General features: G+C 70.3%; 21 protein-coding genes. 10 read left to right on the plus strand and 11 right to left on the minus strand.

What is annotated here, in order from left to right:
• Positions 1-84 precede the first annotated feature (84 nt).
• Complete coding sequence (locus tag KOR34_RS19600; RefSeq protein ID WP_146567399.1) at positions 85-1,347, plus strand: SpoIIE family protein phosphatase; 1,263 nt, start codon at positions 85-87, stop codon at positions 1,345-1,347.
• A gap of 26 nt (positions 1,348-1,373) precedes the next feature.
• Here the strand turns inward: KOR34_RS19600 and smpB are convergent, their stop codons facing one another.
• Complete coding sequence (gene smpB / locus KOR34_RS19605; protein WP_146567401.1) at positions 1,374-1,883, minus strand: SsrA-binding protein SmpB; 510 nt, start codon at positions 1,881-1,883, stop codon at positions 1,374-1,376.
• Positions 1,884-1,957: 74 nt separating this feature from the next.
• A complete protein-coding gene (locus KOR34_RS19610; RefSeq protein WP_228714709.1) occupies positions 1,958-3,061 on the minus strand; it encodes a DUF1559 family PulG-like putative transporter in 1,104 nt (367 codons plus the stop codon).
• Positions 3,062-3,380: 319 nt separating this feature from the next.
• On the opposite strand from KOR34_RS19610, the gene panB reads away from it, so the two are divergent.
• The 3 genes from panB (at position 3,381) to KOR34_RS19625 (ending at position 7,544) form a co-directional block, all read left to right on the plus strand.
• Entirely contained in the window at positions 3,381-4,172 is a 792-nt protein-coding gene (panB, locus tag KOR34_RS19615) for a 3-methyl-2-oxobutanoate hydroxymethyltransferase (protein WP_146567405.1), read from the plus strand.
• A 251-nt stretch (positions 4,173-4,423) separates the two neighbouring features.
• Positions 4,424-7,009 carry a DNA gyrase subunit A gene (gene gyrA / locus KOR34_RS19620; RefSeq protein ID WP_390620801.1) on the plus strand — a complete coding sequence of 862 codons (2,586 nt, stop codon included), beginning with the start codon at positions 4,424-4,426 and terminating at the stop codon, positions 7,007-7,009.
• Positions 7,010-7,031: 22 nt separating this feature from the next.
• A complete protein-coding gene (locus KOR34_RS19625) occupies positions 7,032-7,544 on the plus strand; it encodes a GNAT family N-acetyltransferase (RefSeq protein ID WP_146567407.1) in 513 nt (170 codons plus the stop codon).
• Between the two features lie 10 nt (positions 7,545-7,554).
• Here KOR34_RS19625 and KOR34_RS19630 read toward each other — a convergent pair whose 3' ends face one another.
• The 6 genes from KOR34_RS19630 to KOR34_RS19660 form a co-directional block, all read right to left on the minus strand.
• Positions 7,555-7,971 carry a PilZ domain-containing protein gene (locus KOR34_RS19630; RefSeq protein WP_146567409.1) on the minus strand — a complete coding sequence of 139 codons (417 nt, stop codon included), beginning with the start codon at positions 7,969-7,971 and terminating at the stop codon, positions 7,555-7,557.
• Positions 7,944-8,948, minus strand: a complete 1,005-nt coding sequence (locus KOR34_RS19635; protein WP_146567411.1) for an HD-GYP domain-containing protein — start codon at positions 8,946-8,948, stop codon at positions 7,944-7,946. The genes KOR34_RS19630 and KOR34_RS19635 overlap by 28 nt, the downstream gene beginning before the upstream one ends.
• Positions 8,949-9,126: 178 nt before the next feature.
• A complete protein-coding gene (locus tag KOR34_RS19645; protein ID WP_146567413.1) occupies positions 9,127-9,540 on the minus strand; it encodes a PilZ domain-containing protein in 414 nt (137 codons plus the stop codon).
• Positions 9,537-10,535: an HD-GYP domain-containing protein gene (locus KOR34_RS19650; protein ID WP_197531602.1), complete on the minus strand. Its 999-nt coding sequence runs from the start codon at positions 10,533-10,535 to the stop codon at positions 9,537-9,539. Before KOR34_RS19650 ends, KOR34_RS19645 begins: the two co-directional genes overlap by 4 nt.
• A 153-nt stretch (positions 10,536-10,688) precedes the next feature.
• Positions 10,689-11,135 (minus strand): hypothetical protein, encoded by a 447-nt coding sequence (locus KOR34_RS19655; protein ID WP_146567417.1) that lies wholly within the window; start codon positions 11,133-11,135, stop codon positions 10,689-10,691.
• Positions 11,136-11,213: 78 nt separating this feature from the next.
• Positions 11,214-12,026, minus strand: a complete 813-nt coding sequence (locus KOR34_RS19660; protein ID WP_146567419.1) for an SDR family oxidoreductase — start codon at positions 12,024-12,026, stop codon at positions 11,214-11,216.
• 229 nt (positions 12,027-12,255) lie between these two features.
• Here KOR34_RS19660 and KOR34_RS19665 point away from each other — a divergent pair, with 229 nt between their 5' ends.
• From KOR34_RS19665 to KOR34_RS19675, 3 genes are all read left to right on the plus strand, one after another.
• Positions 12,256-13,320, plus strand: a complete 1,065-nt coding sequence (locus KOR34_RS19665; protein ID WP_146567421.1) for an ABC transporter ATP-binding protein — start codon at positions 12,256-12,258, stop codon at positions 13,318-13,320.
• A 100-nt stretch (positions 13,321-13,420) separates the two neighbouring features.
• Positions 13,421-13,663, plus strand: coding sequence for a hypothetical protein (locus tag KOR34_RS19670; RefSeq protein WP_146567423.1), 243 nt, complete (start codon positions 13,421-13,423; stop codon positions 13,661-13,663).
• 58 nt (positions 13,664-13,721) lie between these two features.
• Positions 13,722-14,378, plus strand: a complete 657-nt coding sequence (locus KOR34_RS19675) for a DUF3124 domain-containing protein (RefSeq protein WP_228714711.1) — start codon at positions 13,722-13,724, stop codon at positions 14,376-14,378.
• Between the two features lie 380 nt (positions 14,379-14,758).
• Here KOR34_RS19675 and KOR34_RS19680 read toward each other — a convergent pair whose 3' ends face one another.
• Both KOR34_RS19680 and KOR34_RS19685 read right to left on the minus strand, forming a co-directional pair.
• Positions 14,759-17,107, minus strand: a complete 2,349-nt coding sequence (locus KOR34_RS19680; RefSeq protein ID WP_146567425.1) for an ankyrin repeat domain-containing protein — start codon at positions 17,105-17,107, stop codon at positions 14,759-14,761.
• Between the two features lie 27 nt (positions 17,108-17,134).
• Positions 17,135-18,214: a GDSL-type esterase/lipase family protein gene (locus KOR34_RS19685; protein ID WP_146567428.1), complete on the minus strand. Its 1,080-nt coding sequence runs from the start codon at positions 18,212-18,214 to the stop codon at positions 17,135-17,137.
• Between the two features lie 200 nt (positions 18,215-18,414).
• On the opposite strand from KOR34_RS19685, the gene rbsK reads away from it, so the two are divergent.
• From rbsK to KOR34_RS26850, 3 genes are all read left to right on the plus strand, one after another.
• Positions 18,415-19,341 carry a ribokinase gene (gene rbsK / locus KOR34_RS19690; protein WP_146567429.1) on the plus strand — a complete coding sequence of 309 codons (927 nt, stop codon included), beginning with the start codon at positions 18,415-18,417 and terminating at the stop codon, positions 19,339-19,341.
• A 98-nt stretch (positions 19,342-19,439) separates the two neighbouring features.
• The gene (locus tag KOR34_RS19695) at positions 19,440-20,252 is read left to right on the plus strand and encodes a phosphatidylinositol-specific phospholipase C/glycerophosphodiester phosphodiesterase family protein (RefSeq protein WP_146567431.1); all 813 of its coding nucleotides are present in this window, start codon (positions 19,440-19,442) and stop codon (positions 20,250-20,252) included.
• A gap of 85 nt (positions 20,253-20,337) precedes the next feature.
• Positions 20,338-23,361 (plus strand): hypothetical protein, encoded by a 3,024-nt coding sequence (locus KOR34_RS26850; RefSeq protein WP_197531603.1) that lies wholly within the window; start codon positions 20,338-20,340, stop codon positions 23,359-23,361.
• On the opposite strand, the gene KOR34_RS19705 is transcribed toward KOR34_RS26850, so the two are convergent.
• Positions 23,342-25,996 (minus strand): SHD1 domain-containing protein, encoded by a 2,655-nt coding sequence (locus KOR34_RS19705; protein WP_146567433.1) that lies wholly within the window; start codon positions 25,994-25,996, stop codon positions 23,342-23,344. The two genes, KOR34_RS26850 and KOR34_RS19705, sit on opposite strands and share 20 nt — an antisense overlap.
• Positions 25,997-26,107: the final 111 nt, after the last annotated feature.

Here is a 26,107-nt window from a genome sequence, read left to right on the forward strand (position 1 = left end):
AGATACGCACCCCCGACAACCGATGGACTCAACTACGCAGACCTCCCATTCGCCGCCATCGTCCCCCGCCCAGCGCCGCCCCCGATGCCAACCGACGACACGCACCTCGATCCGCCAACGATCCTGATGCCCGTGCAGCCGACCGTCCCCCAGCCGGACGCCATGCCGGGCCCGGGCCTGCCTAGCGGTATGCCGGCCACGGTGGCGTTCGCCGGCGAGACGACGTTGTTCGAGCAGCGGATCACCTCGGTGCTGGCCGGAACAACGCAGGGGCTCCGGTACGACCTGGCCGACTTCTTCGTCCTGGACGACCGCACCGCCGAACTGCGGACGCTCGCTTCGACCGCCAAACGGCACGCCCGGCCGCGGCCCATCGAGGAGGCGCCCGGCGACCTGACCGCGCTCGCCGGCGAGGCGGTCGTGCTGGAGGACGACGAGCTCATGCCCGAGTTCGGAACGCCCCGTAAGTGCGGCGCCGCCGTCTGCGTGCCGGTGGCCAGCGACACCACCATCCACGGGACGCTCTGGCTTTACTGCCGAGAGCCCCGCACGATCAGCGACCCCGAGCTGCAGCTGGTGGAGATCGTCGCCGGCCGGCTGGCCGTCGAGCTCGAACGCCGCGAGCTGCTCAAGCCCAGGACAACGAGCGTGGCGAGCGTCACGCCGCCCGAGCCCGCCCGGCTGCTGCTTCCCACCGATGCGCTGCAGCTGGACGAGCTCGAGGTCGCCGGCCAGACCGACGCGACCCTCGCGCTGCACGACTGGCACACGCTGGCCGACGGCCGGGTGCTGGTCTACGCGGGCGCGTTTGTCGGTTCGCCCGGCGTGAAGGACGAGGAGTCCCACCTCACGCTGCAGGCCGCGCGGATCGCCCTCCGGTCACACGCCGAGACCGCCGTCAACGCGGGGCGGTTGCTCAACCGCGTGACAGACACCCTCTCCGAAGCCAGCCCGGGCGGCGCCGGGGTGTCGATCGCCGCGGCCGTGGTCGACCCCAACACGGGCGAGGGCTCTTACGCACTAGCCGGCGCCGCGGTTGCCATGCGGGTGCGGGCGAGCCAGCAGCAGGCCGATTCCACCGACGACCCGCCGGTCGGCTGGGACTCGGAGCAGCGGCACCGCACGGCGGCGTTCGAGCTCGAAATCCGCGAGCGGCTGATCCTCGCGGTCGGCGACCCCCGTCAGCTCGACGCGCGGCGCGCACGGCGGATCGTCAAGGTGTTCGCTGACGTCACGGCCGACAACCACCGCCGGATGGACGCCTGGCGGGCGATGGACGCCGCGGTCCGTCGGGCGGAGGCCGCCGGCGCGCCGTTCGATTCGGTCATTGCGCTGCGGCGAAAGTAGCTCGGCGCCGCAACGCCAGGCGCTGCTCAGCGGTCGCGCCGCATGGCGCGGTCGATCTCGCGCTGGGCGTCGTGCTTCTTGAGGGCCTGGCGTTTGTCGTAGTTCTTCTTTCCGCGGCAGATGCCCATCAGCACCTTCGCGCGGCCGGACTTGAAGTACATCTTCAGCGGCACCAGCGTCAGGTTCTTCTCGTACGCCTGGTTGGCGAACTTGTTGATCTCCCGGCGGTGCATCAGCAGCTTGCGACGCCGGCGGGGGTCGTGGTTCTGCTGGCTGTCGAAGGTGTACTCCTGAATGTCGCAGCCCATGAGCCACACCTCGCCACGGTCGACGCGGCCGTAGGCTTCGTCGAGTGACATGCGGCCCTCACGGAGGCTCTTCACCTCGCAGCCGGTAAGCACGATGCCGCACTCGAGGTGGTCCAGCACCTCGTACTCGTGCCGCGCCTTGCGGTTGTTGGCGATGAGCTTCTCGTTAGGATCATCGCCGGGCTTCGACTTTTTGTCTTTCTTGGCCGTGGCTTGGCCCTCCTCAATAGAAACCGGGCCGCGGGGATGCCCGCGGCCCGGGGGTGATTCGTGCTGATCAGCGTATGATTACCGGCCTCTGACTAGAAGCTGCCGTCCGCCAACGGCGGGGCCAGGCGGTAGTCGCTGATCGGCTGGGTGTTGTCGTTGTGGTTCGCGGGGTCGACGCACTTGCGGTTGTTCGGCGCCAGCAGCTGCTGGTACACGATCGGGTCGATCTGCGGGTTGATCGGCTGGGCGTGGCCGTCCGCAAACACGGTGTTGATCGTTCCGCTGGGGTGGCCGCTCGAGGGTCGAGCGTATGCCGGGGTGGTGGCCGGGAATTGAACCCCCACCTCCTCGCCGATCGGCGCCTGACGATTGATGTTCGACGGGTCGCTAAGGACCGACTCGTCGCGCGAGATCAGGTCGTTGGGTGCGGTTCCGCTACCGGTCATCCAGACCATGCCGAATTGCGCCTCGCCGAGTCCATTGGCGTCAACGCCCGCCCAGCAGTACTGGGGGTTCTTCTGGATGTTCTCGGCCAGCATGATCGTCATCGACGCGCCGTCCTGGATGTCGGTCGCTAGAACCTTCTCGTTCCCGAGAACGTGGTTCATGAAGAGTCCGTTGGCTTTGGTGTCGCCCGTGTTGGCGCCCGTAGTCGCGGGCCCGTAAAAGGTCTGCGACGAGTTGAAGTCCCACGCGCCGGTATTCGCGATGTAGCTAAGGCCCGCGTTGCCCTGCAGGGAGGTCAGCTCGGTGTCGGCGGGGCAGAGGAAAACGCTGACGGTGGGGATCTTGAAGCCGTTGCCCATTTCGGTGATCGCATCCCACATATCCTGCCGCTCCACATTGGGGGCGATCATCGCGGCCCAGCTGAACCGGGACTCTAACTTGTCGTTGCCGCTGCCGGCGCTGTCGCGCAGGGTCGACTCCGACAGAGCCGTGCCGTTGAAGTTGATCGTGGCGTACAGCGCCGCGGTCCGCTTCACCGGCTGCAGGTAGCCGGGGTACTTCTGCTTCTCAGTCTCGTAACCCGTTACCGCGAGACCGACCTGCCGGAGGTTGTTGGCGCACTGGGCCGTGCGGGCCGCGGCGCGGGCCGCCTGCACGGCGGGCAGCAGCAGCGCGACCAGCATGCCGATGATCGTGATCACGACCAGCAGCTCGACCAGGGTGAAAGCGTGGCGTTGACGGTGGTTCATGCCTCGAGGCTCCCAATGAATAAGCCGCAGTAGGCGGTCCGGCAGCGCCGGCGCAAGCAGGGCGTGGGTTGTTCCTAGGGCGGCCGCGAACGGGCCCTGTCTACCAGTATCGCCGAATCCCGCGAAAAAAGCCAGCAAGCCCCGCATCTTCCCGGGGCCGGCCGCCATCGCGTATTATCGATGTTTCCCCGCTCTTCTTCGCGTCCGGGCCCTTCCGCTATTCCCCAACGGCCAGGTGGGCAACGGGGCCAGGCGGGCCGGCCGATGCTGGCGGGCCCCACCCGGCCATTCGGCCGCTAGCTCAACCCCTCCGACCACTATGCCCAATCAGCTGACCGCCCCCCGCTTCGCCGCCATGAAGGGCGGGGACCGCAAGATCACGGTCCTCACCGCCTACGACTACACCATGGCCAAGCTGGTCGACGCTTGCGGGGTCGAGGGGATCCTGGTCGGCGACAGCCTGTCGATGGTGGTCCAGGGCCACCAGAACACGCTGCCGGTCTCGATGGACGAGATGATATACCACGCCGGCATGGTCGGCAGAGCCGTCAAGAACGCCCTGGTGATCGTGGACCTGCCGTTCCCCAGCTACCACCTGGGCCGGCACAAGGCGATCGACAACGCGGGCCGGATCCTCAAGGAAACCCGCTGCCAGGCGGTCAAGCTGGAGGGGGGCGTCGAGCAGGCGGACACCATCGCCGCGTTGGTGCAGGCGGGCATCCCCGTGATGGCCCACGTTGGGCTGCGGCCGCAGAGTGTCCACCAGCTGGGCGGTTACCGAGTGCAGCGCGACCGCGAGCGGCTGCTGGCCGACGCCCAGGCGGCCGAGCACGCCGGCGCCTTCGCGATGGTGCTGGAGTGCGTGCCGACCTCAATCGCCAGGGAGATCACCCAGAAGGTGTCGGTGCCGACCATTGGCATCGGCGCGGGCCCCGAGTGCGACGGGCAGGTGCTGGTCGTGAACGACGTGCTCGGCCTGACCAGCGAGTACGCGCCCAAATTCGTCAAGGCGTACGCCGACCTGAGCAGCTCCATCACCGACGCGGTCACGGCCTTCCGCGACGAGGTGCGGTCCGGGGCGTTTCCGACCGCCGAACAGTCGTACGAGTGACCGCCAGGCCCCGTTCTTCGCCGCCCGCGGAGCATTGTGAACCAGCCCAAAAACACCTAAAATACTGGGCTAACCCACTTCTCCCGCGAGGATGCTAGCGCGTGGCTGACGACGACCAAGAGACCCCAGCAGGCGGCCCCGGTGACGGATCATTGGAACCCGGGTTCGACCCGGTTGAGCAGGCGATCGCGCAGCGGCTGATCGACCTGCCCATCGAGGACGAGCTGAAGGACAGCTACCTGACGTACGCGATGAGCGTGATCGTCAGCCGTGCGCTGCCCGACGTGCGCGACGGCCTCAAGCCGTCGCAGCGGCGGATCCTGGTCGCGATGAACGACCTCAACCTCGGCCCCGGCGCGGCGCGGGTGAAGTGCGCCAAGATCTCCGGCGACACCAGCGGCAACTACCACCCGCACGGCGAGAGCGTGATCTACCCCACGCTGGTGCGCATGGCCCAGGAATGGAACATGCGCAACGTGCTGATCGACAAGCAGGGTAACTTCGGCAGCATCGCCGGCCTGCCGCCGGCCGCCATGCGGTACACCGAGGCCCGCATGTCGTCGGTGGCGTCGATGATGCTCGAGGACCTGAAGCTCGACACGGTCGACTTCATCCCCACCTACGACGAGCGTCACACCGAGCCGACCGTCCTTCCGTCGAAGTTCCCCAACCTGCTGGTGAACGGCTCGGGCGGCATCGCCGTGGGCATGGCGACCAGCATCCCGCCGCACAACCTGGGCGAGGTCTGCCGCGGCGTGATCGCGCTGATCGACAACCCCGAGATCACCATCCCGGAGCTGATGGAGCACATCCCCGGGCCCGACTTCCCGACCGGCGGCATCATCTGCGGCCGCTCGGGGATCCTCCGCGGCTACCAGACCGGCCGGTCGACCATGACCGTCCGCGCCCGCACCAGCATCGATGAGAGCGGCAAGCGCACGCGGATCCTGATCCACGAGATCCCCTACCTGCAGGCGCGGGACCGGGTGGAAGAGCGGATCGCGGCGCTCGCCAACGAGGGCAAGATCGCCGGCATCGCTGACGTGCGGAACGAGTCCGACCTCAAGGAGCCGGTGCGTCTGATCATCGACCTGAAGCGCGACGCCGACCCGGACATAGTGCTCAACCAGCTCTACAAGTACTCGCCGCTGCAGGACACGTTCAGCCTGATTTTCTTGTCGCTGGTCGACGGCAAGCCCCGCGTGCTGACGCTCAAGGAGATGCTGCAGGAGTACCTGCGGCACCGCGTGACCGTCATCCGCCGGCGGACCCAATTCCTCCTCGCCAAGGCCCGCCGCCGCAAGCACACGGTGCAGGGCCTGCTGCTGGCGCACGCCAACATCGACGAGGTGATCCGCGTCATCCGGGCCAGCAAGACGCAGCCCGAGGCCAAGCAGGCCCTGATGCAGATCAAGACGCCCGGTGCGCTGCTCAAGCGGGCGCTGGGCGACGAGGGCTTCGCGCAGTTCCAGGACGAGCGGGGCGTGGCCGAGGAGTACTCGCTCACGCCCGTGCAGGCCGACGCCATCCTCAAGATGACGCTCGGCCAGCTGGTGAACCTGGAGCAGGAGAAGCTGGCGGACGAGCACGCACAGCTGCTGACCGAGATCGGCGAGTACCTCGGCATCCTCGCCGACGAGGCCCGCATCTACGCGATCATCCGCGAGGACCTCGAGGCGCTCGCCAGCAGCAAGCACGCCGACGCCCGGCGCACGGAGATTTCGCACGCCGAGGTGGGCGACGTCGACATCGAGGACCTGATCGAGGAAGAGACGATGGTCGTCTCGATCAGCACGAACGGCTACATCAAACGCACGCCCGCCAGCACCTACCGCGCGCAGCGGCGCGGCGGCAAGGGCATCAAGGGCGCGACGGTCGCCGACGACGACCCGATCGAGCACCTGTTTGTCACCAGCACGCACCACTACCTGCTATTCTTCACGAACCTCGGCAAGGTGTACTGGCAGAAGGTCTACAACCTGCCGGAGCTGGCCCGCGACTCCAAGGGCCGCGCGGTGGTGAACCTGCTCAACCTGGCAGACGGCGAGCGGATCGCCGACTGCCGCGCGATCCGCGACTTCGACCTGCCCGACCACTCGCTGATGATGGCCACCCGCAACGGCCTCGTGAAGAAGACCGAGCTCAAGGCCTACAGCCGGCCGATGAAGACCGGCATCATCGCCATCAAGCTCAAAGAGGGCGACGAGCTGGTCGACGTGGTCGTGACCAAGCCGGGCGACGAGGTGCTGCTGGCGACCGCCGGCGGCATGGCGATCCGCTTCAACGAGGCCGACGCCCGCGCCATGGGCCGCAACTCCAGCGGCGTGAAGGGCGTGAACCTCGGCAAGGGCGACTCGCTGGTCGGCATGGTCGTGGCCGACCCCGACGCCACGCTGCTGACCGCCACCGAGCACGGCTACGGCAAGCGGACTCCGTTCGGCCCCAACGCCGCCGACGAAGAGCCGGAGGCGTCAGCCTCCGGAGGGGCCGCTCCCGAGGCTGACGCCCCGGGCTCGCCAGACGACGAGTCTTCTTCGTCGGCCCGCTACCGCACTCAGGGCCGCGGCGGCAAGGGCGTGCGGGACATCAAGACCACCGACCGCAATGGGCAGGTGATCGGCATCACGCGGGTCACCGACGATGACGAACTGCTGATGATGACCGCCCGCGGCAAGATCCAGCGGATCAAGGCGTCGGACGTCAGCACCATTGGCCGCAACACGCAGGGCGTGCGGATCATGGGCCTGGACGAGGGCGACTCGCTGACCGCCGTCGTCCGCGTGCCGGCCGAGGAGAAGGAAGAGGATGCCGTCGAGGTGGACGCCCCCAGCGAGTAGCCGCCCCGTCGGGAGCCGCGCCATGCCGACACCCCCCGCGTCGATCCGCCTTGAGCGGCCGGGCGACCCCGAGTCGATCCACGCGGTCCACGCCGCCGCTTTCCCGACCGACGCCGAGGCCCGGCTGGTCGACTCGCTCCGCGCCCGCGGCGAGCTGCGGTTGTCGCTCGTCGCGACGTGCGACGACGCGGTTGTCGGCCACATCGCGTTCAGCCCCGTGACGCTGGACGGCGCCGACCGCGGCGGGGTAGGGCTGGCGCCGGTGGCCGTGCTGCCCGAACAGCAGTCAAAGGGCCTGGGCGCCGCGCTGGTTACGGCGGGGCTGGGAGAGTGCCGCGCGGCCGGCGCCGGGTTCGCCGTCGTGCTGGGCGAGCCGGGCTACTACCGGCGGTTCGGGTTCCGCCCCGCGTCCGACTTCGGGCTGAGCAGCGTCTACGACGCGGGCGACGCGTTTATGGCGATCGAGCTCCGCGCCCAAGCCCTGGCGGGCGTCGCCGGGTTGGTGCGCTACGGCGCCGCGTTTGACGCGCTGTAGCGGTTGGCCCCTACCACAGTCCGGGGCCGCCTTCTTCCTGGGTGTCGAAGTCGCAGCCCACGTGGTAGCACTGCTCCCCCAGCCGGCGGCACCACCGCACACGAAGGTCGTACCACTGCGACTCGGAGATGATCAGCCGCGCCTGCTGCAGCGGCAGGAACTGCCGCGGGCTCAGCAGGCCCATGCCGTTGCGCGAGATGTCCCGGCAGTAGGCGCCCAGCAGCACCGGCTCCACGTCGCCGACGCGCAGCACCGCGGGCGTGCGGTAGTAGAACCGCCGGTGGCGGCGCCGCTCGTCGTACGCGGTGGGCATGATGCCCGACCGCTTGAAGTAGCTGTTTTCTTCGCCGGGGGGCAGTTGCGTCTCTTCGACGACCGACTCCCACAGCTCGGAGATCATCACAGCTGAAGCAATTGGCGCCAGCACTGCACCACCTCCTTCTCGAACTGCGTCCCCGAGCGTTCCTCGAGGTGGTGCATGGCTTCCTCCGGCGAGAACGGGGGCCGGTAGGGCCGGCGGCCGGTGAGCGAGTCAAACACGTCCACTACCGCCAGCAGTCGCGACCAGGGGTGGATCTCGTCCCGCACGGCGCCCACCGGGTAGCCCCGGCCGTCGACGTGCTCGTGGTGCTGGTAGGCCATCAGCATCTGCGGCAGGCTCAGCGACGTGGTGCTCAGCAGCTCCTCGTAACCCAGCTGCGGGTGCTTGCGGACCACCTCCATCTCGCGCGGCGACAGCGCCCCCGGCTTCCGGAGGATCTCCGCGGGCACGTGCCGCATGCCGATGTCGTGCAGCAGCGCGCCCAGCGCGATCTCGTCGAGCTGGGCCCTGTCGGTCACGCCGAGCTCCTCTGCCAGGATCAGCGAGTAGCAGCAGACGTTCGTCGCGTGGGTGAACGCGCTCTGGTCGTGGCGGGCGATCGCAAACACGCTCGCCGGGCTGAGGCTGCTGGTCTCGGCGAGCCTGACAAAGTGGTCGCTGATCCGCCGCGACGCGTTCACGAAGCGGGCCGGGTTGACCAGCGGGATGGTCGACTCGAGCGCGGCGGCCGCCGCCGTCTGCAGGATCGCGAACCGGTCGGTGTCCGGCACGTGGCAGCCGTCTTGGATCGTCTCAAGCGAGGCCAGCAGCTGCTCCGACAGCGTGTAGTAGTCCTTCGTGCGGACCAGCACCCGCCGGTCGATGGTGCTCAGCAGGCGCTCGACGCGGCTGTCCTGCACCGCCAGGCCCGACTCCCGGAACAGGAGCGGCGGCTCGCCGGGGGCGCCGAGCACAAACACGTCGACGTCCCAGCGGTTGAGCTGCCTCATCACCGCGGGGTGGATCGGCTCGTACCCGCTGGGGACGCGGGCCTGGGGATCGAGCAGCCCGCCTAACATGGAACTTGCACCGGCTGACGGCATGCGTCTGTGTCGAGTAGGCGTGGAACGAGGGGCGTCGCGGCTTCCGGGCGCGGCTCAAGATAAGCCTACGCCGCGGTTGTCGGCGGGGCCCGCCGCGGGACCCCAGATGCGCGGATCCCGACCCCCGGCCGGCCCCTGGCCGCTGCAACCGGCAAAGGCGGTCCCGGCGGCGTCGCTCTTAGACCGGGGCTGCGCCGCAGGCGGCCAGCGCGTCGCCGAACCCGCGGAGCGGGCCGCCGTCCGGTTCGGCGTCGAAGTCGCAGCCCCACAGGAAGCAGCCCGCCGACAAGCGGCGGCAGTGCCTCACCCGGAAGGCCAGCTCCCGCTGGTCCTTGAGCTGCAGCCGGCCCTGCTCGAGCGGCAGCGCGTGGCTCGGCGCGAGCAGCCCGACCCCGGTCTGCGACAGGTCGCGGCAGTACACGCCGAGCGTCTGGCCGGCGCGTCCGTCGAGCGCCGCGGCGGCCCGGCAGGCGAACTGCCGGCGGGGCCTGCGGCGCTGGTCCTCGCCGGCGACGCCGGCCGACCACGACTTGCTGGTCCGCTCGTCGATCTCGACCACCAGGTCGGCCCCGCCCCAGGGGTCGTCGCTCATTCCGCCGCTATGATCTTGCTCCAGCAATGGACCATCTCCTTGTCAAAGTGGGACCCCGCGTGGGCCTTCAGGTGCCGCAGCGCGACCTCCGAGGAGCAGGGGCGGCGGTAGGGGCGGCGGCCGGTCAGCGCGTCGAACACGTCGACCACCGCCAGCAGCCGCGCCCAGGGATGGATCTCTCCGCCGGTCAGACCCACCGGGTACCCGGCGCCGTCGACCCGCTCGTGGTGCTGGTAAACCATCATCAGCTGCCGCAGCGTGAGCGACGCGCCCCGCGCCAGGTCTTCGAACCCGTGCTGCGGGTGCATCCGCACGATCGCCAGCTCCGACTTGGTCAGCCGGCCCGGCTTGCGGACCAACGAGGGCGGGATGCGTCGCTTGCCGGAGTCGTGCAGCAACGCGCCGACCGCCAGCTCGTGCAGCTCGTCCGGGTCGGAGACGCCCAGCTCGGCCGCGAGCTGCAGCGCGTAGCAGCAGACGTTCGTCACGTGGGTGAATGTGTAGTGGTCGTGCCTGGCGACCGCGAACATCTCGGCGGGGGTCATGTCGCCGCACTGCAGCAGCTTGACCAGCACGCCGCCGACCCGCCGCGAGGCGCCGACAAACCGCTCCGGGTCGATCAGCGTCGACGCCAGCTCGACCTCGGCGAAGGCCGCGGTCTGCACCATCACAAACCGGTCGGCAGACGGGATCGACTCGTCCTCGACGACGCCGTCCAGGCTGTCGAGCAGGTGCTCCGACAGCTTCTGGTAGTCCGAGCTGCGGACCAGCACCGGGGTCTCGAGCGACTCGACCAACGCGTCGATGCGCTGCCCGTCCACCTCCACGCCTGAGCCGCGCAGCAGCACCGGCTTCCCCCCGTTGGCCCCGGCCAGGAACAGGTCCATGTCCCACAGCCCGAGCCGCACCAGCACCACCGGGTGCACCGGCTCGAAGCCGTCGGGGCACTGCATCGGCATCGCGATTGGGGTTCGCTGCGGCGTGGTAGCAGACATGGCGGGACCAGCGGCGGGAGGATTGATCGCCCGGCGGTCAGCTGGGCACTCAAACATACGCCTTGGCTGGCGGAAGACCGCCATCCGCACGTGACTCCTGCGGGATTTTGTGGCCGTCTGTAGCGGTCACGCCCCCCGAAACGGGCGGGTTCGCTACCTCGCGGCGCGCAGCATCACCCAACAGCACCAGCAAACCAGCCCGCCCCGGGCGGTCCACGCCACGGTGCGGATCCAGTTGGTCGCCACCAGGTACCGGTGCAGCCCCGGCTCGAACCCCGGCGACAGCCGCCCGTGGGTGGGTGCCTGCAGCGCGAACGTAGACACCCAGGCAACCGCCACCAGCGCCAGGCCGAGGACCGCCACCCAACGCGGCGTGCCCGGCGGGCGGTAGGCGATCATCGCCACGGCGGTCGCCAACTCGACGAGCATCGGCGGGATCACCACGATCCCCGTGCGCTGCTGGTGCGACCGCTCGTACGCCGAGAACTCCTGCTCGCCGACCCGGCCGAACAGCGGGTAGTGCACCACCTGCACGAACCAGATCACGCCGACCATGATCAGCGTCGACGCGAGCTGGAGCACGAACAGGGTGATGGCCATCGGCGGGGCGTCGCTAGGGCAGGGGGGTCCTCACACGTCATAGCGGTCGGCGCCGCGATGACCAGCCCGCGCCCGATGCTAGATCGTCGTCGAAGAGTACCCGCCGTCCACCACGATGTTCTGCCCGGTCACGAACGACGACGCCCGCTCCGACGCCAGCCACACCACCGCGCCGGCCAGCTCGTCCGCCTTGCCGAAGCGGGCCATCGGCGTGTGCCCGATGATCTGCCCGCCGCGCTCGGTGTAGCTGCCGTCCTCGTTGAACAGCAGCGCGCGGTTCTGGTCGGCCGGGAAGAAGCCGGGGCTGATCGCGTTCACGCGCACGCCTGTGGTGGCCCACTCGCGGGCGAGGAACTGCGTGAGGTTGATCACCGCCGCCTTGGCGGCCGAGTACGCCACCACGCGCGACAGCGGGATCATGCCGCTCATCGACGCAATGTTGATCATGCTGCCCTTGCCCTGCTTGACGAACCCCGCGCCGAACACCTGCGCCGGCAGCACCACGCCGCCCGACAGGTTGAGGTCGAACACGCGGTCCCACGCGTCGACCGGCAGCTTGCAGAAGTCGTCGCCCGGCTTCAGGGTGGCGTCGGGGTGGTTGCCGCCGGCGGCGTTGACCAGCACGGTCGGCTCGCCGAGCCCGCCGGCGATCGCGTCCCGCGCGGCCTGCAGGCTGTCCTTGTCCAGCGCGTCGGCGGCCTGGAACATCGCCTTGCCGCCGGCCGAGGTGATCCGCTCCACCCCCGCGGCGCCGCGCTCGGCGTTGCGTCCGACTACGGCCACCGCGGCGCCCGCCGCGCCCAGCGCGTCAGCCATCGCGCCGCCCAGCGCGCCCGTGCCGCCGATCACCACGGCGACTTCACCAGTCAGGTCAAACAGATCAGCAGCCACAGATGAATGCTCCGTGTCGAATGTGCGAACGAGAACGTTAGGGACGAGGCAGACGCCAAACCGAGCCCGTATTCTGCTACGCTGGGTAGATGGGGTCGACCCCTTTTGCGCGATTCGGCGTCCGGCGATCAACCAAGGGCGTGACGAACAACCTTTTATTTAGGAATCCAGCCGACATCGACGCGCACGCCCCGCCGGCGCGCGCCGAGACGCGGTTCCGCGCCGCCACGTGCCCACCCTCTCCCTGGACAACCTGAGCAAGACCTACCGCGGGGGCGTCGAGGCCCTGCGCGGCGTCACACTCCAGGCGCCCGACGGCCGGTATGTCGTGCTGGTCGGCCCCAGCGGCTCGGGCAAGAGCACGCTGCTGCGGCTGGTGGCCGGGCTCGAGCGCCCCACCACAGGCGGGGTGCTGCTCGACGGCCAGTCGATCGACCGCCTGCCGCCCCACCGCCGCGACGTGGCGATGGTGTTCCAGCAGCCGACGCTCTACCCCTACCTGACCGTCCGCCAGAACCTGGGCCACGGCCTCAAGCGGCTCGGCCTGGACCGCGCCGCCATCGGCACGCGCGTCGGGCACGCGGCCGCCATGCTGGGCGTAGTGCCGCTGCTGGATCGCCGGCCCCAGCAGCTCTCCGGCGGCGAGGCCCAGCGGGTCGCGCTCGGCCGGGCGCTCGCCCGCCGGCCCGGCGTGCTGCTGCTGGACGAGCCGCTCTCGAGCCTCGACGCCGCGCTCCGCACGCAGCTCCGCGGCGAACTCCGCAAGCTCCACGGCCAGCTCGGCGCGACCACGCTGCACGTCACGCACGACCAGGCCGAGGCGCTCTCGCTCGCCGAGCTGCTGGTGGTTGTGCACGAGGGCCGCATGCTGCAGAGCGGCCCGCCGATGAACCTCTACCACCGCCCCGCCAACCAGTTTGTCGCCGGCTTCCTCGGCAACCCGGGCATGAACCTGTGGCCCGGCCGGATCGAGGGCGGGCGCTTCGCCGCGGACAACGCCCCGCTGACCGCGCACGCGGCCGCCGATCACAGCGGCGCGGCCACGCTGGGCGTGCGGCCGGAGCGGCTGCGGCTGAACGAACCCGCCGGCGCGCCGCTCGGCGCCGGGCAGGTGACCGCCCTCGAGCCGCTCGGGCCCGACGCGCTGGCGCACGTCAGCATTGGCGCGCTGGCGGCCGTGGCCCGCGTGCCGCTGCCCTGCCGCCTGACGCCGGGCGAGGAGGTTTCGCTCACCGCGGACGCCGAGGACCTCCACTGGTTCGAGCCCGGCGCCGCAGGCGCACGGATCGAGTAGCAGGCGCCGGCGAGACGGCCGCATTGGCGGCGCCCCGACCGACCGCTTAGAATGGCCGCGTTGCCGCCCCCTCCCCGGGCCTTCCTCTGGAGCACTAGTCATGGCGTGGTTGTTTGAGCGTACCGTTGAGCTGGCGGCCTGGACGGCGATGTTCGCCGCGTGGTGCGCCGCCGGGATGATGGTCTACTGGCTGGCCTGCTGGGTCGCCACGCTGCAGACCGGGGCCGACCACAACCTGCTGAGCAACGCCGGCCACTACGCGGCGGTATTTGTCGGCTTCGCCGTGGCGCTCGGCGCGCTGGCGTGCGTGGACCGCTTCCTGTTCGACGCCGACGAGGCGTAGCGCCCCGCAAGCTACACTTGGGCGCCGCCCGTACCCGCCCCCCGCCGAGACCTCCCCCATGGCCCAACTCACCGAAAAAGACGCCGAAGACTTCATGCGGCGGTTCAAGCTGCTGATCATCGGCGGCGGCGTGCTGCTGGCCGCGGTGCTGCTGGGCGGCCTGCTGTACATGGACTCGCGGCTCGAGGCGGTCCGCGACGCGCTCCGCTTCCGCCAGCCGTCCGCGGTCGGCGAGGGCCCCGGCGACGCGATCACCATCGAGGCCAACCACACCACACTCAACGCGGCCGCCGGCCAGACGCTGTACGCGCCGGCGTACTCGCACGTCTACCACCAGGACGGCCGCTCGTACCTGCTGACCGTCACGCTCAGCGTCCGCAACACCGACCCGGACGGCCAGATCGTAGTGACCTCCGCCCGCTACTACGACACCGATGGCAAGCTGCTGAAGAACCACCTGGAGAAGCCGCTGCGGCTCGGCCCGCTGGCCACCGCCGAGTTCCTCGTCGAACGCGACGACAAGTCTGGCGGCAGCGGCGCCAACTTCCTGGTGGAGTGGGTCGCCGAGCAGCCGGTCAGCCCCCCCATGGTCCAGACCGTGATGATCGACACCCGCGGCCAGCAGGGCATCTCGTTCGCCTGCGACGCGCGGGTGATCAAGGAGGTCACCCCCAACGCCGACGGCGCCACCACCGACGCCCCGCCGCAGGGCTGACCGCCGGCGCAACCAACACCCATTCGCACAGGTTGTGGGCGGCGCAACTTTTGTCCCTTTTGGCGCTATCGATCCTTAGGGACAAAAGTCGGGCCACTCCGCGAGCCCTGAAGAGCGTTATGAGCTTGTATAGCAGTCTCTTGAGCCCCCCCTTCCGTTTGGGGCCGGCGACTTTTGTCCCCTGTGGCGCGCAATAGGGACAAAAGTCTTCGGCAGATCCGAACGCGGCAACGTCTCTATGACTGCTAGGACACGTTGAGGCCAACAGCCAGCAGCCTTGTGCTATCGAGGTGCGTGCCTTGAGCGCAACCCCCATTAGACCGCGCTAGGTGGCCGGTTTCAGTAAGTAAATGGGGGATCAATCGACGCGAAAAACGCCGTTAGGGCTGCCCGGCCTGGAACGCGTCGAGCGTTTCGGCGGCGATGCTACGCAGATTCGCAGCCTGGCTCCTCTCCCGCGAATGCTGCTGGAAGGCCGAGTCGGGTTGGTCGTCGATGCCGGGGCGGTAGTTCTCGGGAAGTCCGGCCGGCCACGGCGGGAGGGGCGCCCCGCTCAACTCCGCGACCTCATCAGCCACCGGCGCGGCGGCCGGCCCTAGCCTCCCCAGCAGCCGCAACGCGTAGTGTTGAGAATCGTAGTCGCCGGTACGGGCCTCGTTGACGAGGAGGTCAAGGAACCCAGGCAGCTTGGTCGACTGCCGCGTAGCCTCAGCGTCGACACTCAAGGCCGCGCCCAGCGCCCGCACCCGGACCCCTCGTGTCAGCGCCTCGTCCGCGGCCATCGCCAAGAGGTGCGGGCCGAACCGCGCGGCCTTCTTGCCATCCCTGACGTTCCGCAGGGCCTCGGCCGCCTCTCGCCTAACCCGTTCGTCGCCTTGCAGGTAGCGTTCAAGCAGCAGGTCCCCCGCTCGATCGGAGTAGCGCGACGCCTGCTTAGCAATCTGCCGATGCGCGGACCGACGCACCACGCCGTTCGGATCGTCGAGGAGCTTCTCGAACTCCTGTAACGTCGCCGGGTTGCTCCCTAGATCGTTGAAAACGCTCTCGTAGCTCCGCTGCCCTGACTCCCCAGCCGTGGCGAGGCGTTCTCTCAACGCCGGGACGACAGCCGCTCCGTACCCGACCAGGGCGCCCGCGGCCGTGGAAGGCAGCATCTGCCAGTAATAGCTCTCCCTTCGGCGTCGCTCCGCCTGCTGCGGACTCTCTGGGCCGGTGGCCGGCGCCGCCGCTGGCGCCGGCGTTCCGAGTACATCCAGCAGCGCGTCCCGCGCTTCGTCGGAATGAAAAAGGGGGTTTGCGAGCGCTCGGGCCGCCCGCTCCCGAGCCAGACTCTCAGGATCGTTCCGCAGCATGTCGACAAGGCGAGCCTCAATCCTCTCACTGCTGAACGTAGCGGCCGCCAGCCTCCTCGCGGTTCTCGCGCGTATCGATGGACTCTCATCCTGGAGCAGTGCGACTAGCTGCGGCTCGGCGTCCTGGCCGAGGATGACCAACGCCGTCATCATCATGCCTGAATCCACGAACGGGGCGTGCTTGTGGACGCCCCGCACCAGCGCGTCCGCCGCGCGGACGCGGGATGCAACCGGGAGCTGCTCGACACGGCGCGGCCCCATGCGAGTTAATGTAACCAGCGCTCCAAAGACCTGATCCTCATCCCCCAGCAGGGCGTCGAGCCCGGGGACCGCTGCCGCCGCCCGCGGACCGAGCGCGGCCAGCAGCTCTCCGAACGCGAGCAGCGGCGTTCCCCCGTCTATCTTCTCGAGCAGCGCGGGCATGACGGCATCGCCGCGTCCTACAAGCAGCCGCTGCGCTATCGTCTGGGCGTCCCGGTGGCCGTGGAGGAACCGGACCAGCAGCTCGCTGGTGGGGATGCTCGGGTCGTCCTCGATGTTGGTGGGGCGGGGCTCCTCGCCGCCGGCTTGCTCGACGAGCCACACGTAGGCGTCGACGGCGTAATTGATCGAGGCGGCCCGAACCGGCGTCACGCTCGACTGGTTGGCGAGGTCGGACCGAGCCCCGGCCGCTGCCAGCAGCTTGACAACCTCCAGATGCTGGTCGCCGCCCACGGCACGGTGCAGCGGCGTGTCCCCTTCTCGGTCGCCTCGGTTGGGGTCGGCGCCCGCTTCCAGCAGCACGTGGACAACCTCGGGGCCTCCCTGGACGGCCGCGGCGTGCAGCGGCCATTCGACCTCTGGGTCGGGATCGGCGCCTTCGCGCAGCAGGTACCGGACCAGCTCGGCGTGCCCCCCTTGGGCCGCCGAAGCGATCCCCGCACTGGGGTCGACGCCGGCGGCGACAAGCAGCTCCGCATTCTCAGAGATCCCCTGCCAGCAGGCGCACCGCAGCGCCTCCGGGTCGGCCTCCGCCCCGCTGGCCAGCAGCAGCTTCACGACCGCCGCACTGGCGCCCTCGGGATACCTGACCCCCGCGGCCTCTGCGAGCACCGACGGCTGCTTGGCGTGCCGGGCATTAACGTCAGCGCCCGCATTGATCAGCAGTTCGGCTATCGCCAGGCGCCCGCCCCGGGCCGCCGACTGGAGCGGGGTGTGTCCGTACTTGTCCGCAGCATTGGGGTCGGCCCCCGCGGAGATTAGCTCGCTGACCTTCTCGACATCGTCCAGGCCAGCCGCGTAGCGAAGATCATCCGAAAGACTTTGTCCGCCTTGGGCGGAGGCGACGCCTGCGGCAGCAAGTCCACCAATGATGCATAGAACTCGTGCGCCGAACATATATCTGTGCCTCCTTGCTGGACGTTGCTATCCGTGGCTAACCAACAGGCGACGGCCTCGACGCTGACGCCGCCGCGCCGCCGCGATCGCCAGCAGCCCGGCGCCGAGCGCGCCGGCGGCCGGCTCCGGCGCGGCGGAGGCCCCGGCGGCTGGGCCGCCCTGGCCAAAGTGGTCGCGCCACACCAGGTAGTCGCCCTGGTTGATTTGGCCGTCGCCGTTGCCGTCGGCGGGCAGGCCGGCGCCGGTCTGGCCCTCCGAGTCGCGCCACAGCGTGTAGTCGGCGGCGTCGACCACACCGTCCGCGTTGTAGTCGCCCGGCAGCGTCTGGCTGCTCTCCAGGAACGCCTGGATGCCGCCCAGGAACGCGTCGGCGATCTTGGCGGCGCCGGTCGCGTTGGGGTGGTAGAGGTCGCTCATGTCCGCGGGCGTGACGTAGCTCGCGACGTCCACAAAGCTGACCGACTCGCCCAGCTGCTGGTGCTCGGCGACCAGGCCCGGCAGCGCGGCGTTGAGCGCGTCGGTCGGCGCCTGCTTGCCGCTCTGGCGGTTGGGGATAAGGCTGCCGAGGATCAGGTGCGCGTCCGGCGCCAGGCCGTCGTCCGGGCTGACGATGCGCGTGATCAGGTCGCCGATCCGGTCGGGCGCCTGAGCGAGCTGCAGGTTGTCGATGACGTCGTTGGTGCCGATCATCAGCAGCACGATGTCCGGGTCGATCGGCGTGCGGCTGGGGGCGAGCCACGTGGCGATGTTTTCCGCCAGGCCGTTGCGCGTCGGCGAGATCGTGCCGTCGACCACCCACCCGGAGTGGCCCGAGTGGCGCTGCTGCCCCGCGGCGGTTAGCGACGCGGTCGGGTTGTTCTGGTGGTCGCCAACGAACAGCGTGTCGATGCCGGCCTGCTGCAGCTTCGTGTAGAGCGGCGCCCGGTAGCCGCCCGGCAGCGCGAAGCCGTCGGTGACCGAATCGCCGAGCGGCATGACCCGCAGCGTCTGGGCCACCGCCGCGCGCGGCGGGGTGGCCAGCCAACCGCCTAGCAGCATCGCCGCCACCAACAATCGTGAACCGACCGTAAGGCGCGTGCGCAGAGTTGCCGCTGTCGTTTGACGCATGGCCTGTTCCAAGTCGCGTGACGAGAGCCGCCGCCGGCGCGAGCCGAGCGCGGCGTGGGTGCGCTGAACAGCATCGGGTCAGCGCAGGACCGCCTTGCAGGTCATTATGGCCACCGGGCCGCCGGCAGCAAGCTGAGGGGCGGACGCCGCGGGCGGCGTGTGCCACCGCGCGTCGCGCCCGCTCCGCTACAATCTTCCCCATGGACCGACCGCGCATTCTCGTCATCGGCAGCTCCAACACCGACCTCACCGTCCGGCTGCCGCGGCTCCCCTCGCCCGGCGAGACCGTGCTCGGCGGGCAGCTCATGACCGCCGCCGGCGGCAAGGGCGCCAACCAGGCGGTGGCCGCCGCGCGGGCGGGCGGCGAGGTGACATTCCTGGGCCGCGTCGGGCGGGACGCCTACGGCGCTGCGGCGCTCGACGGACTGCGGGCCGAGGGGATCGACGTCGGTCGTGTCGTGGTGGATGACGAAGCGCCGTCCGGCGTGGCGCTGATCTTCGTCGGCGCGGAGGGCGAGAACATGATCGCCGTGGCCGGCGGGGCCAACGAGCGGCTGACGCCCGCCGACCTGGATGCGGCCCGCGGCTGCTTTGCGCAGGCGGACGTGGTGCTCCTGCAGCTAGAGACGCCGCTCGCCGCCGTCGAGCACGCCGTGCGGCTTGCGGCCGAAGAGGGCGTGCGGGTGATCCTCAACCCCGCGCCGGCCCAGCCGCTGCCCGACGACTTGCTGGCCGGCGTGGCGGTGCTGACGCCCAACGAGCACGAGCTGGCCCTCCTCTCCGGACGCAAGGTGGCCGACGAGACAGCGCTTGCCGACGCGGCGCGGGCGCTGCGTGATGGCGGCGCCCGCGCGGTCGTGGTGACGCTGGGCGACCGCGGCGTGTGGCTCGCCAGCGACGATGCCGACTCGCTCGTTCCAACACAGCCGGTCGCCGCGGTGGACACCGTCGGCGCCGGCGACGCCTTCAACGGGGCGCTCGCGGTGGCCATCAGTGAGGGCCGCCCGCTGGCCGACGCGGTACGCTTCGCCAACGCCGCGGCGGCGGTGTCCGTCACCCGGCACGGCGCGCAGCCCTCGGCGCCGACGCGGGAGGAGATTGAGCGCCAGCTGGCCGCGTCGGAGTAACCTTGCCGGTGGAACGTCCCGACACTGGGAAGAACCACCCATGCCGGTTAGTCTCTTGCGCAGCCGACGACTCTCACCCCACCCAGGATTAGCCTCCCGTGTCCCCCACGCACCTGCTATCGATCTGCCTGCTCGCCTGCGGCGGGGTGGCCGCCGCCGCGGCGCCGCGGCCGCTGCCCAACGCCCACGCCCACAACGACTACGAGCACGCCCGCCCGCTGGCCGACGCGCTGGACCACGGGTTCAACAGCGTCGAGGCGGACATCTACCTGGTGGACGGCCAGCTGTTGGTCGCCCACGACCGCGAGGACTGCCGCCCCGAGCGCACCCTGCGGGCGCTGTACCTGGAGCCGCTCCGCAAGCGGATCGAGGCGAACGGCGGCTCGGTGCACGCCGACACGCCCGACTTCACGCTGCTGGTCGACTTCAAGTCCGACGGCAAGGCGACCTACGCGGCGCTGCACGAGCAGCTGGCCGAGTACCGAACGATGCTGACGCGGGTGGACAATGGCCGGCGTGCTGCCGGCCCCGTGGCGGTCATCGTCAGCGGCAACCGGCCGATCACGATGATGGCGTCGCAGCGTTTGCGCTACGCCGGCGTCGACGGCCGCATCGACGACTTGTCGGGCCACGCGTCTAGCCACCTGGCGCCGCTGATCAGCGACCACTGGCCCAGCTACTTCAAGTGGACAGGGCAGGGTGAGTTCCCGGTGGAAGAACGCGCCAAACTGGCGCGGATCGCCGACCAGGCCCACCGGCAGGGCCGCCGCCTGCGTTTCTGGGCCACGCCCGAGAACGAGGCCGTGTGGCGCGCGCTCCGCACGGCCGGAGTCGACCTGATCGGAACGGACGACCTCGACCGTTTGCAGGCGTTCCTGGCTGCAGACAAGCCTGCCCAGGAAAAACCGTAGGCGGCGAGTTTGCACGGCGCGTCGCCCCCGGCTAACCTCACGGCAGGGACTCTTCGCGGAAACGCATCTCCTCTCAAGGCGCCACATGACGCGCAGTGGGCAACTCGCCGTGCTGATCTGGCTGGCGGCCGCCGCGAACGCGGCGGCGCAGGTAGTGATCAACGTGCCGCCCGACCCGGCGCCCACCGAGACCACCGGCGACACGACCGTCAACGTCCTGTCGGGCGGCGCGCTGGCCAACTCGTTCGACGCCAACGAGGGCTCGACCGTCAACGTGCAGGGCGGGTCGGTGGGGCACTACCTCGACCTGTTCTCGGGCGCCACGCTCAACCTGCACTCGGGCTCGGTCGGCGCCTGGGTCGACGCCAACGACGGCTCGACGGTGAACATCTACGGCGGTTTCGTCCACGACTCGTTCCAGGCTCGCTCCGGCTCGGTGGTGAACATCGAGGGGGGTGAGGTCGACCACTTCTTCCACGCCCACCCGGGTTCGACCGTGAATATCCGCGGCGGCGAACTCGGCATCGCCTTCGAGGCCCACGGGGATGCGGTCGTCAACCTGGACGGCGGATCCCTCGAAGCGTTCTCCGACATCTACGACCAGGTGGTGCTCAACATCAACGGCGGCGTCTTCCGGCACGGCGGTGGAATCGCCCCCGGCCTGGGGCTGCACGCGCACTCGGGCACGACGGTCAACCTCACCGCGGGCGGGGGATCGGTTTTCGACATGGAGGAGGATGTCGACTTCAACATGAGCGGCGGCTGGGTAGGGTCGGTCGCCGTGCCCAACGCGTCGGAGTTCAGCTTCTCCGGCGGCGAGGTGAACGGCGGCATGACCCTCCTGGCGGGCGGCGTCGCGCGGATGAGCGGTGGCGGCGCGAACCTGGGAGTCGAGATCGCCAGCGGCGGGTCGCTGTCGCTCAGCGGCGGCAGCATCGGCCAGTACTCACAAGTCGACCCCGGAGGCCTGCTCACGATCAGCGGCTACGACTTCCGCCTCGACGGGGCCCCCATCGCGAACCTCGACACGCCCGGCGCCGAGGCTCCGTTCGACGCGCCTACTGGGAGTGTGCTGTCGGGGGTGCTGGCGGACGGGTCGGCGTTCGCCTTCGACCTACGGTCTGGGGCGGACAAGATTGCCGCGGGCGCGCTGACGCTCGCGCGGCGCGAGACCCCATCCCTGCCCACCCTGGTCGAGGTGACCACGCCGACGCCCGACTTCTACGGCGTGGGCGCCGGGCGGGAGGTGCGGCTGCTGCCTGGCGGCGAGCTGCGACGCGGCTTCACCGCCGGCGTCGGCAGCGTGATCGATGTGCAGGGCGGGCAGGTGGGCGGCGGCTTCGACGCCGTCGGCGCCCACGTGGTGCAGACCGGCGGCCTGATTGGCGCCGGCGCCGAACTGCTCACCGGCGCCACGCTGGAGCTGCGCGGCGGCGCGGTCGAGGGGAGCATCGGCGTCCGCGCCGGGTCCACCGTGGTGATGAGCGGCGGCAGCATCGGCCAAAACGGAAACGCCCGTATCGAGGTAAGCAGCGGGGGAGCATTCCTGCTGACGGGCGGCACGCTGGGAGACGACGTTGATGTCGCCGCCGGCGCCGAGTTCCAGGTGCACGGCGCCGGCTTCCGGATCAACGGCCAACCGGTTGAGGGACTGGAGGCCGAAGGCGCCACGACCGGCGTAACGGTCCCGCCGGACGCGTTGTTCACCGGCGTGCTGGCCGACGGGTCGCCGTTCTCGTTCTGGAGCAGCGACGACTTCCGCGACACCGTGACGCTCCAGCGCGTCACGCCCCCACCGGCCGAGCCAACCACGTTCGAGTCGCCGGGGCAGGAGCCGCCGACCGGGCTGCGCGGCGGGCAGACGCTCGTGCTCTCGCCGGGCGGTTCGGCGCCCAACAGCTTCATCGCCGCCCACGGCAGCACCGTGCGGGTTGAGGGCGGCGTGATGGGCGGCAACTTCGAGGCGCTCGGCGCCGAGGTGACGGTCTCGTCCGGCAGGGTGGAGGGGGTCTTCGACGCGCTCGACGCAACGCACGTCACGATCGACGGGGGCGAGGTGACCGGCGTCAACGTGGCCTACGGCAGCACGCTCCTGCTATCCGCCGGCGCCATCACCGGCCGCATGGTCGCCAGCCACGACTCGCACGTCACGATCGCCGGCGGCACGAACATCTCCGGCGTGGGCGATGACGGGATGCAAGCGCAATCGGGCGCGACGATCGAGATCCTCGGCGGCGCGGTTGGCAACTGGGTTTCTGCCGACGCGGGCGGGCTGGTGCGGATCGCGGGGGGGACCGTCGGCCGCACGGTGCGGGGCGGGAGCCGGGCCGTGTGGTCCCGGAACGAATCGCGGGTCGTGATGACCGGCGGCGTGGTGCAGGCGTACGACTTCATCGCGGGCGTCGACTCGCAGGCGTGGCTGCTGGGCGGCGAGGTCCAGCAGCAGCTAGCCGTCGACCCCGGCGGCCGGTCCACGATGCTGGGCGGCCTGGTCGGCGGCCTCCGCGCCGCGGGCGTGGCGGCGCTGCACGGCGGCCGCGTGGCCGGCCCGACCCAGGTATCGGCTGGCGGGGAGCTGCGGGTCTTCGGGATCGAGTTCCTTGTTGACGGCGCGCCCGTGCCGGGCCTCGACGCGATGGGCGACAGCGTCACCCTCAACACGTTCACCGGGCAGCTCTTGCAGGCGGTGCTGAGCGACGGCACGCAGTATGAGCTCACGCTCGATCCATCCACGCCGCCCTCCGGCGACTGGGTGGCCGACGGCGCGGCGGTCCGCCTGACGCTCGCCGGCCTGTCGGGCGACTACAACGCCGACGGCGTGGTCGACGCGGCCGACTACACCGCGTGGCGTGACGCGGTCGGCAGCCAGGGCGCCGGGCTCCCCACCGACGGCGACATGAACGGCGCCGTCGACCAGGACGACTACCTCGTGTGGCGCAACAACTACGGCGCCAGCCTGGCGGAGCTGCTTAGCGGCGCGGCGGCGCCCGTCCCTGAGCCGGCGGCCGCAGCGCTGCTTGCGCTCGTTATCACGCTAGGCGGTAGCAGGCGGGGACGCGCCTCGCGGCGTGTCGCCATGGCGATGCTCGCTATTCCTGCAGCACCGTGACGTCCTCCAGCACGCCGGCCGACGTGAGCTTGGAGAAGCCGTAGGCGCCGTTCTTGGTGGCGTCGCCGGGGCGGGCGACCTCGCCGTTGAACTTGGCGAGCAGGATAAACCCGACGTTGGGCGTGGTGAGCCGCTTGAGCGCCGCGTCGATCGACTCGCCCTCCTCCAGCCAGATGGTCATGCCGGGCGAGTAGGTCTGACCGCGGCTGTAAACCTCGCGGCCGCCGACCAGCATGGCGATCTTGGTCTGGTACGGCGTGATGGTGCGGGTGATGACTTCGTCCCGCTTGCGGCGCAGCGAGCCCCGCGGGTTGGGGTCGATGTGGATCTCCTGCGACGGCAGCTGCTTGCACACCACGGTCACGACGATGTCGGCCGAGTCGGCGATCTCGAAGCCGGCGTCGCGCAGGTTCTGCTCGACGGCCGGGCGCACCTCGTGGCGGCGTTCGAGCCCCGGCGCCAGGTCCAGCGCCACCTCGACGGCGTCGCCCGGCCGCGCGACCAGCAGGTCCTCGGGCTCGCCCAGGCTGGCGGCGGTCTCGTGGATCGCGGGGTGCGACAGGCTGACCGACGCGACATAGGGAGCCTCGCGTCCGTGGGTGCGGGGGGCGAACCAGAGCCGGCCGTTGGCGACCCGCGTGGCCGAGCCGTGGGACGCGCGGCCGCCGATCTCGAACTCCCACAGCAGGATCCGCCGCCGCGGGTCGTACAGGTACTTGTGGTCGACCAGCAGGTACTCGCCAACCCACTCCAGCGTGTCGGCGAAGTGGATCTCCGGCCGGTAGAGCCGGCGGGTCAGTTCGCCGGAGGCGAGGTCCCAGGTCAGCAGCGCGCCGCCGCCGACCGCCGCCAGCGCGGTCTGATCGGGGCTGAACGCGATCGCGTCGAGCCGGACGGTCTGCTCAGGCAGCGGCAGCGTCCCTACATGCCGCCCGCGGGCGAGGTCGAACACCAGCAGCTCGCGCTGGTTCACCGCCGCGTACAGCCTGCCGTGCGGGCCGACCGCGGCGCCGAAGACGCCGTTCGCCTCCTTGGGCAGCGCGTACTTCGCCTCGGCTGTTTTCCAGTCCCACACGATGGGCGGCTTGAACATGTCGCCGCGGGTCATGACCAGGTCGGGGCCGAGGAACTGCGCGTGCTTGACGTCGGCCCCGCCGAAGTGGCCGCCGACCACGTAGGGCTGCCAGTGCGCGACCATCTCGGCCTCGCGGGCGCCGAGCCGGTAGACGTAGACGGTCGTCTCGTCGACCCTGAAGCCGTCGGCCCGGGCGAGCACAATCCCCTTCTCCAGCAGCGTGTCGAGCACGACCGACTCCGCCGGCAGCGCGATCGTGGCGCGGTGCTGGCCGCTGACCGGCGCCACGCAATCCAGGTACCACTGGGCATCGCCGCCGACCTGGCCGTGCTTGCGCTCGATCGCGAGCCGCTTGCCCGAGGCCGACAGGTGGATCCCGCCGTACTCCTCGAAGAACGCGTCCGAGCCGCGGATCTGGGGGAGGTCCACCGTCTTGGCGGAAGCCAGGGTGGGGGTCGGGGCGGCGTCGGACGGCGAGAACCGCCAGGACGCGTTCTTCCTCAGCGGGACCTGACGCAGGCCGCTGATGTCGGCCTGCAGCCGCGTGTCGGCCGCCTGCTTGGGCTCCGCCACGGCGAACGGGTTCTCTTCGTTCACCTCCTGCCCGCCGCTGGCGATGAATTGCTGGTCGGCCTCGCACAGCTTGGCGATCGGCACGCGCACGGTGCGGCCGTCGGTCCGCTTGAGCACCGCGGTCTGGCCCTCGACCGACTCGAGCGAAGCGCTGATGGTGAACCGGCCGGTGCTGTCCTGCCAGGTCCGCGGCGCCGAGGCGCCCATCCGCGCCGACCGCATCCGCACCGGGTCGGCCGGCAGCAGGAGCGACGCCAGCGCGCGCAGGCGTTTGGCGTCCGACTTCCGCAGCAGCGCGGGGACCAGGTCGGCCGGGTTCTCGATCTTCACGGTCGGGTAGTCGAAGCCCCCCTCGCCAATCAGCTCGGCCGCGGCCCAGACGCCGTTGTACTGGCAGTCGACGCGGTCGCCGATCTGGAAGCCGTCGGGGTTGATGGGCGACTTCGCGATCGCGTCTCCCCGGCGGCCGCGCGCCGACACTCTGCTCCGCGCCTCGAGCATGATGGTCCGCCCCGCGTCACGCGCCCGCCGCCGGATCGCGTCGGCGTCGAGCGCCGCCGGGTCCACCCGGATCTCGAGATTGCCCAGGCGGCGGTCCTTCGACACGATCCGGCCGAAGGTGAGCCCGTCGCAGAACCGGTCGAAGTCGTCGATCGGCGCGACCGCGATCCGGCCGTTCCGCATCATCACCCGGCACTGCTCCGGCGCGGCCAGCTGGATCAACGACATGATCATGTCGGTGGCCGAGGCGCCGCCGGGCCCGTGGTCGTCCGACATGAAGAACGCCTTGCCAGCGAGTTCCTCTTCCCCCATCGCCTGGAGCACGCCCTTGGCGACGTCCTTCGGGTCGGCCTCCTCCTCGCCCTTGAGTGAGTTGAGGTTGGTGATCTCGATCACCACGATGTCCTGCTGCGCGACGGCCGGGCGGGCGGCGGCGGCGAGCGTGAACGGCAACGAGGCCAACAGCATCCAGCGGAACAGGTGCATCAATCGACGGGCCTAGCTAGCGGGCGAGAGGGGGCGTGCGTCCGGTAGACCGATCTTAGCCTGCCTGCCGGCCGGCCGCAAAATCCGCGTCACAGCCCCCGCAGCCCGCAC

Source organism: Posidoniimonas corsicana, from assembly GCF_007859765.1.
Taxonomy (GTDB): Bacteria; Planctomycetota; Planctomycetia; order Pirellulales; family Lacipirellulaceae; genus Posidoniimonas; species Posidoniimonas corsicana.

Bases quoted from the DNA above. Each gene is read 5' to 3' on its own strand.
- gyrA (WP_390620801.1), top strand. From the start codon at position 4,424: ATGAGCGTGATCGTCAGCCGTGCGCTGCCCGACGTGCGCGACGGCCTC.
- KOR34_RS19685 (WP_146567428.1), bottom strand. From the start codon at position 18,214: ATGCGTCAAACGACAGCGGCAACTCTGCGCACGCGCCTTACGGTCGGT.
- KOR34_RS19670 (WP_146567423.1), top strand. From the start codon at position 13,421: ATGGCGTGGTTGTTTGAGCGTACCGTTGAGCTGGCGGCCTGGACGGCG.
- KOR34_RS19610 (WP_228714709.1), bottom strand. From the start codon at position 3,061: ATGAACCACCGTCAACGCCACGCTTTCACCCTGGTCGAGCTGCTGGTC.
- KOR34_RS19680 (WP_146567425.1), bottom strand. From the start codon at position 17,107: ATGTTCGGCGCACGAGTTCTATGCATCATTGGTGGACTTGCTGCCGCA.
- KOR34_RS26850 (WP_197531603.1), top strand. From the start codon at position 20,338: ATGACGCGCAGTGGGCAACTCGCCGTGCTGATCTGGCTGGCGGCCGCC.
- KOR34_RS19655 (WP_146567417.1), bottom strand. From the start codon at position 11,135: ATGGCCATCACCCTGTTCGTGCTCCAGCTCGCGTCGACGCTGATCATG.
- rbsK (WP_146567429.1), top strand. From the start codon at position 18,415: ATGGACCGACCGCGCATTCTCGTCATCGGCAGCTCCAACACCGACCTC.
- KOR34_RS19675 (WP_228714711.1), top strand. From the start codon at position 13,722: ATGGCCCAACTCACCGAAAAAGACGCCGAAGACTTCATGCGGCGGTTC.
- KOR34_RS19635 (WP_146567411.1), bottom strand. From the start codon at position 8,948: ATGCCGTCAGCCGGTGCAAGTTCCATGTTAGGCGGGCTGCTCGATCCC.
- KOR34_RS19625 (WP_146567407.1), top strand. From the start codon at position 7,032: ATGCCGACACCCCCCGCGTCGATCCGCCTTGAGCGGCCGGGCGACCCC.
- KOR34_RS19600 (WP_146567399.1), top strand. From the start codon at position 85: ATGCCAACCGACGACACGCACCTCGATCCGCCAACGATCCTGATGCCC.
- panB (WP_146567405.1), top strand. From the start codon at position 3,381: ATGCCCAATCAGCTGACCGCCCCCCGCTTCGCCGCCATGAAGGGCGGG.
- KOR34_RS19705 (WP_146567433.1), bottom strand. From the start codon at position 25,996: ATGCACCTGTTCCGCTGGATGCTGTTGGCCTCGTTGCCGTTCACGCTC.
- KOR34_RS19650 (WP_197531602.1), bottom strand. From the start codon at position 10,535: ATGTCTGCTACCACGCCGCAGCGAACCCCAATCGCGATGCCGATGCAG.
- KOR34_RS19645 (WP_146567413.1), bottom strand. From the start codon at position 9,540: ATGAGCGACGACCCCTGGGGCGGGGCCGACCTGGTGGTCGAGATCGAC.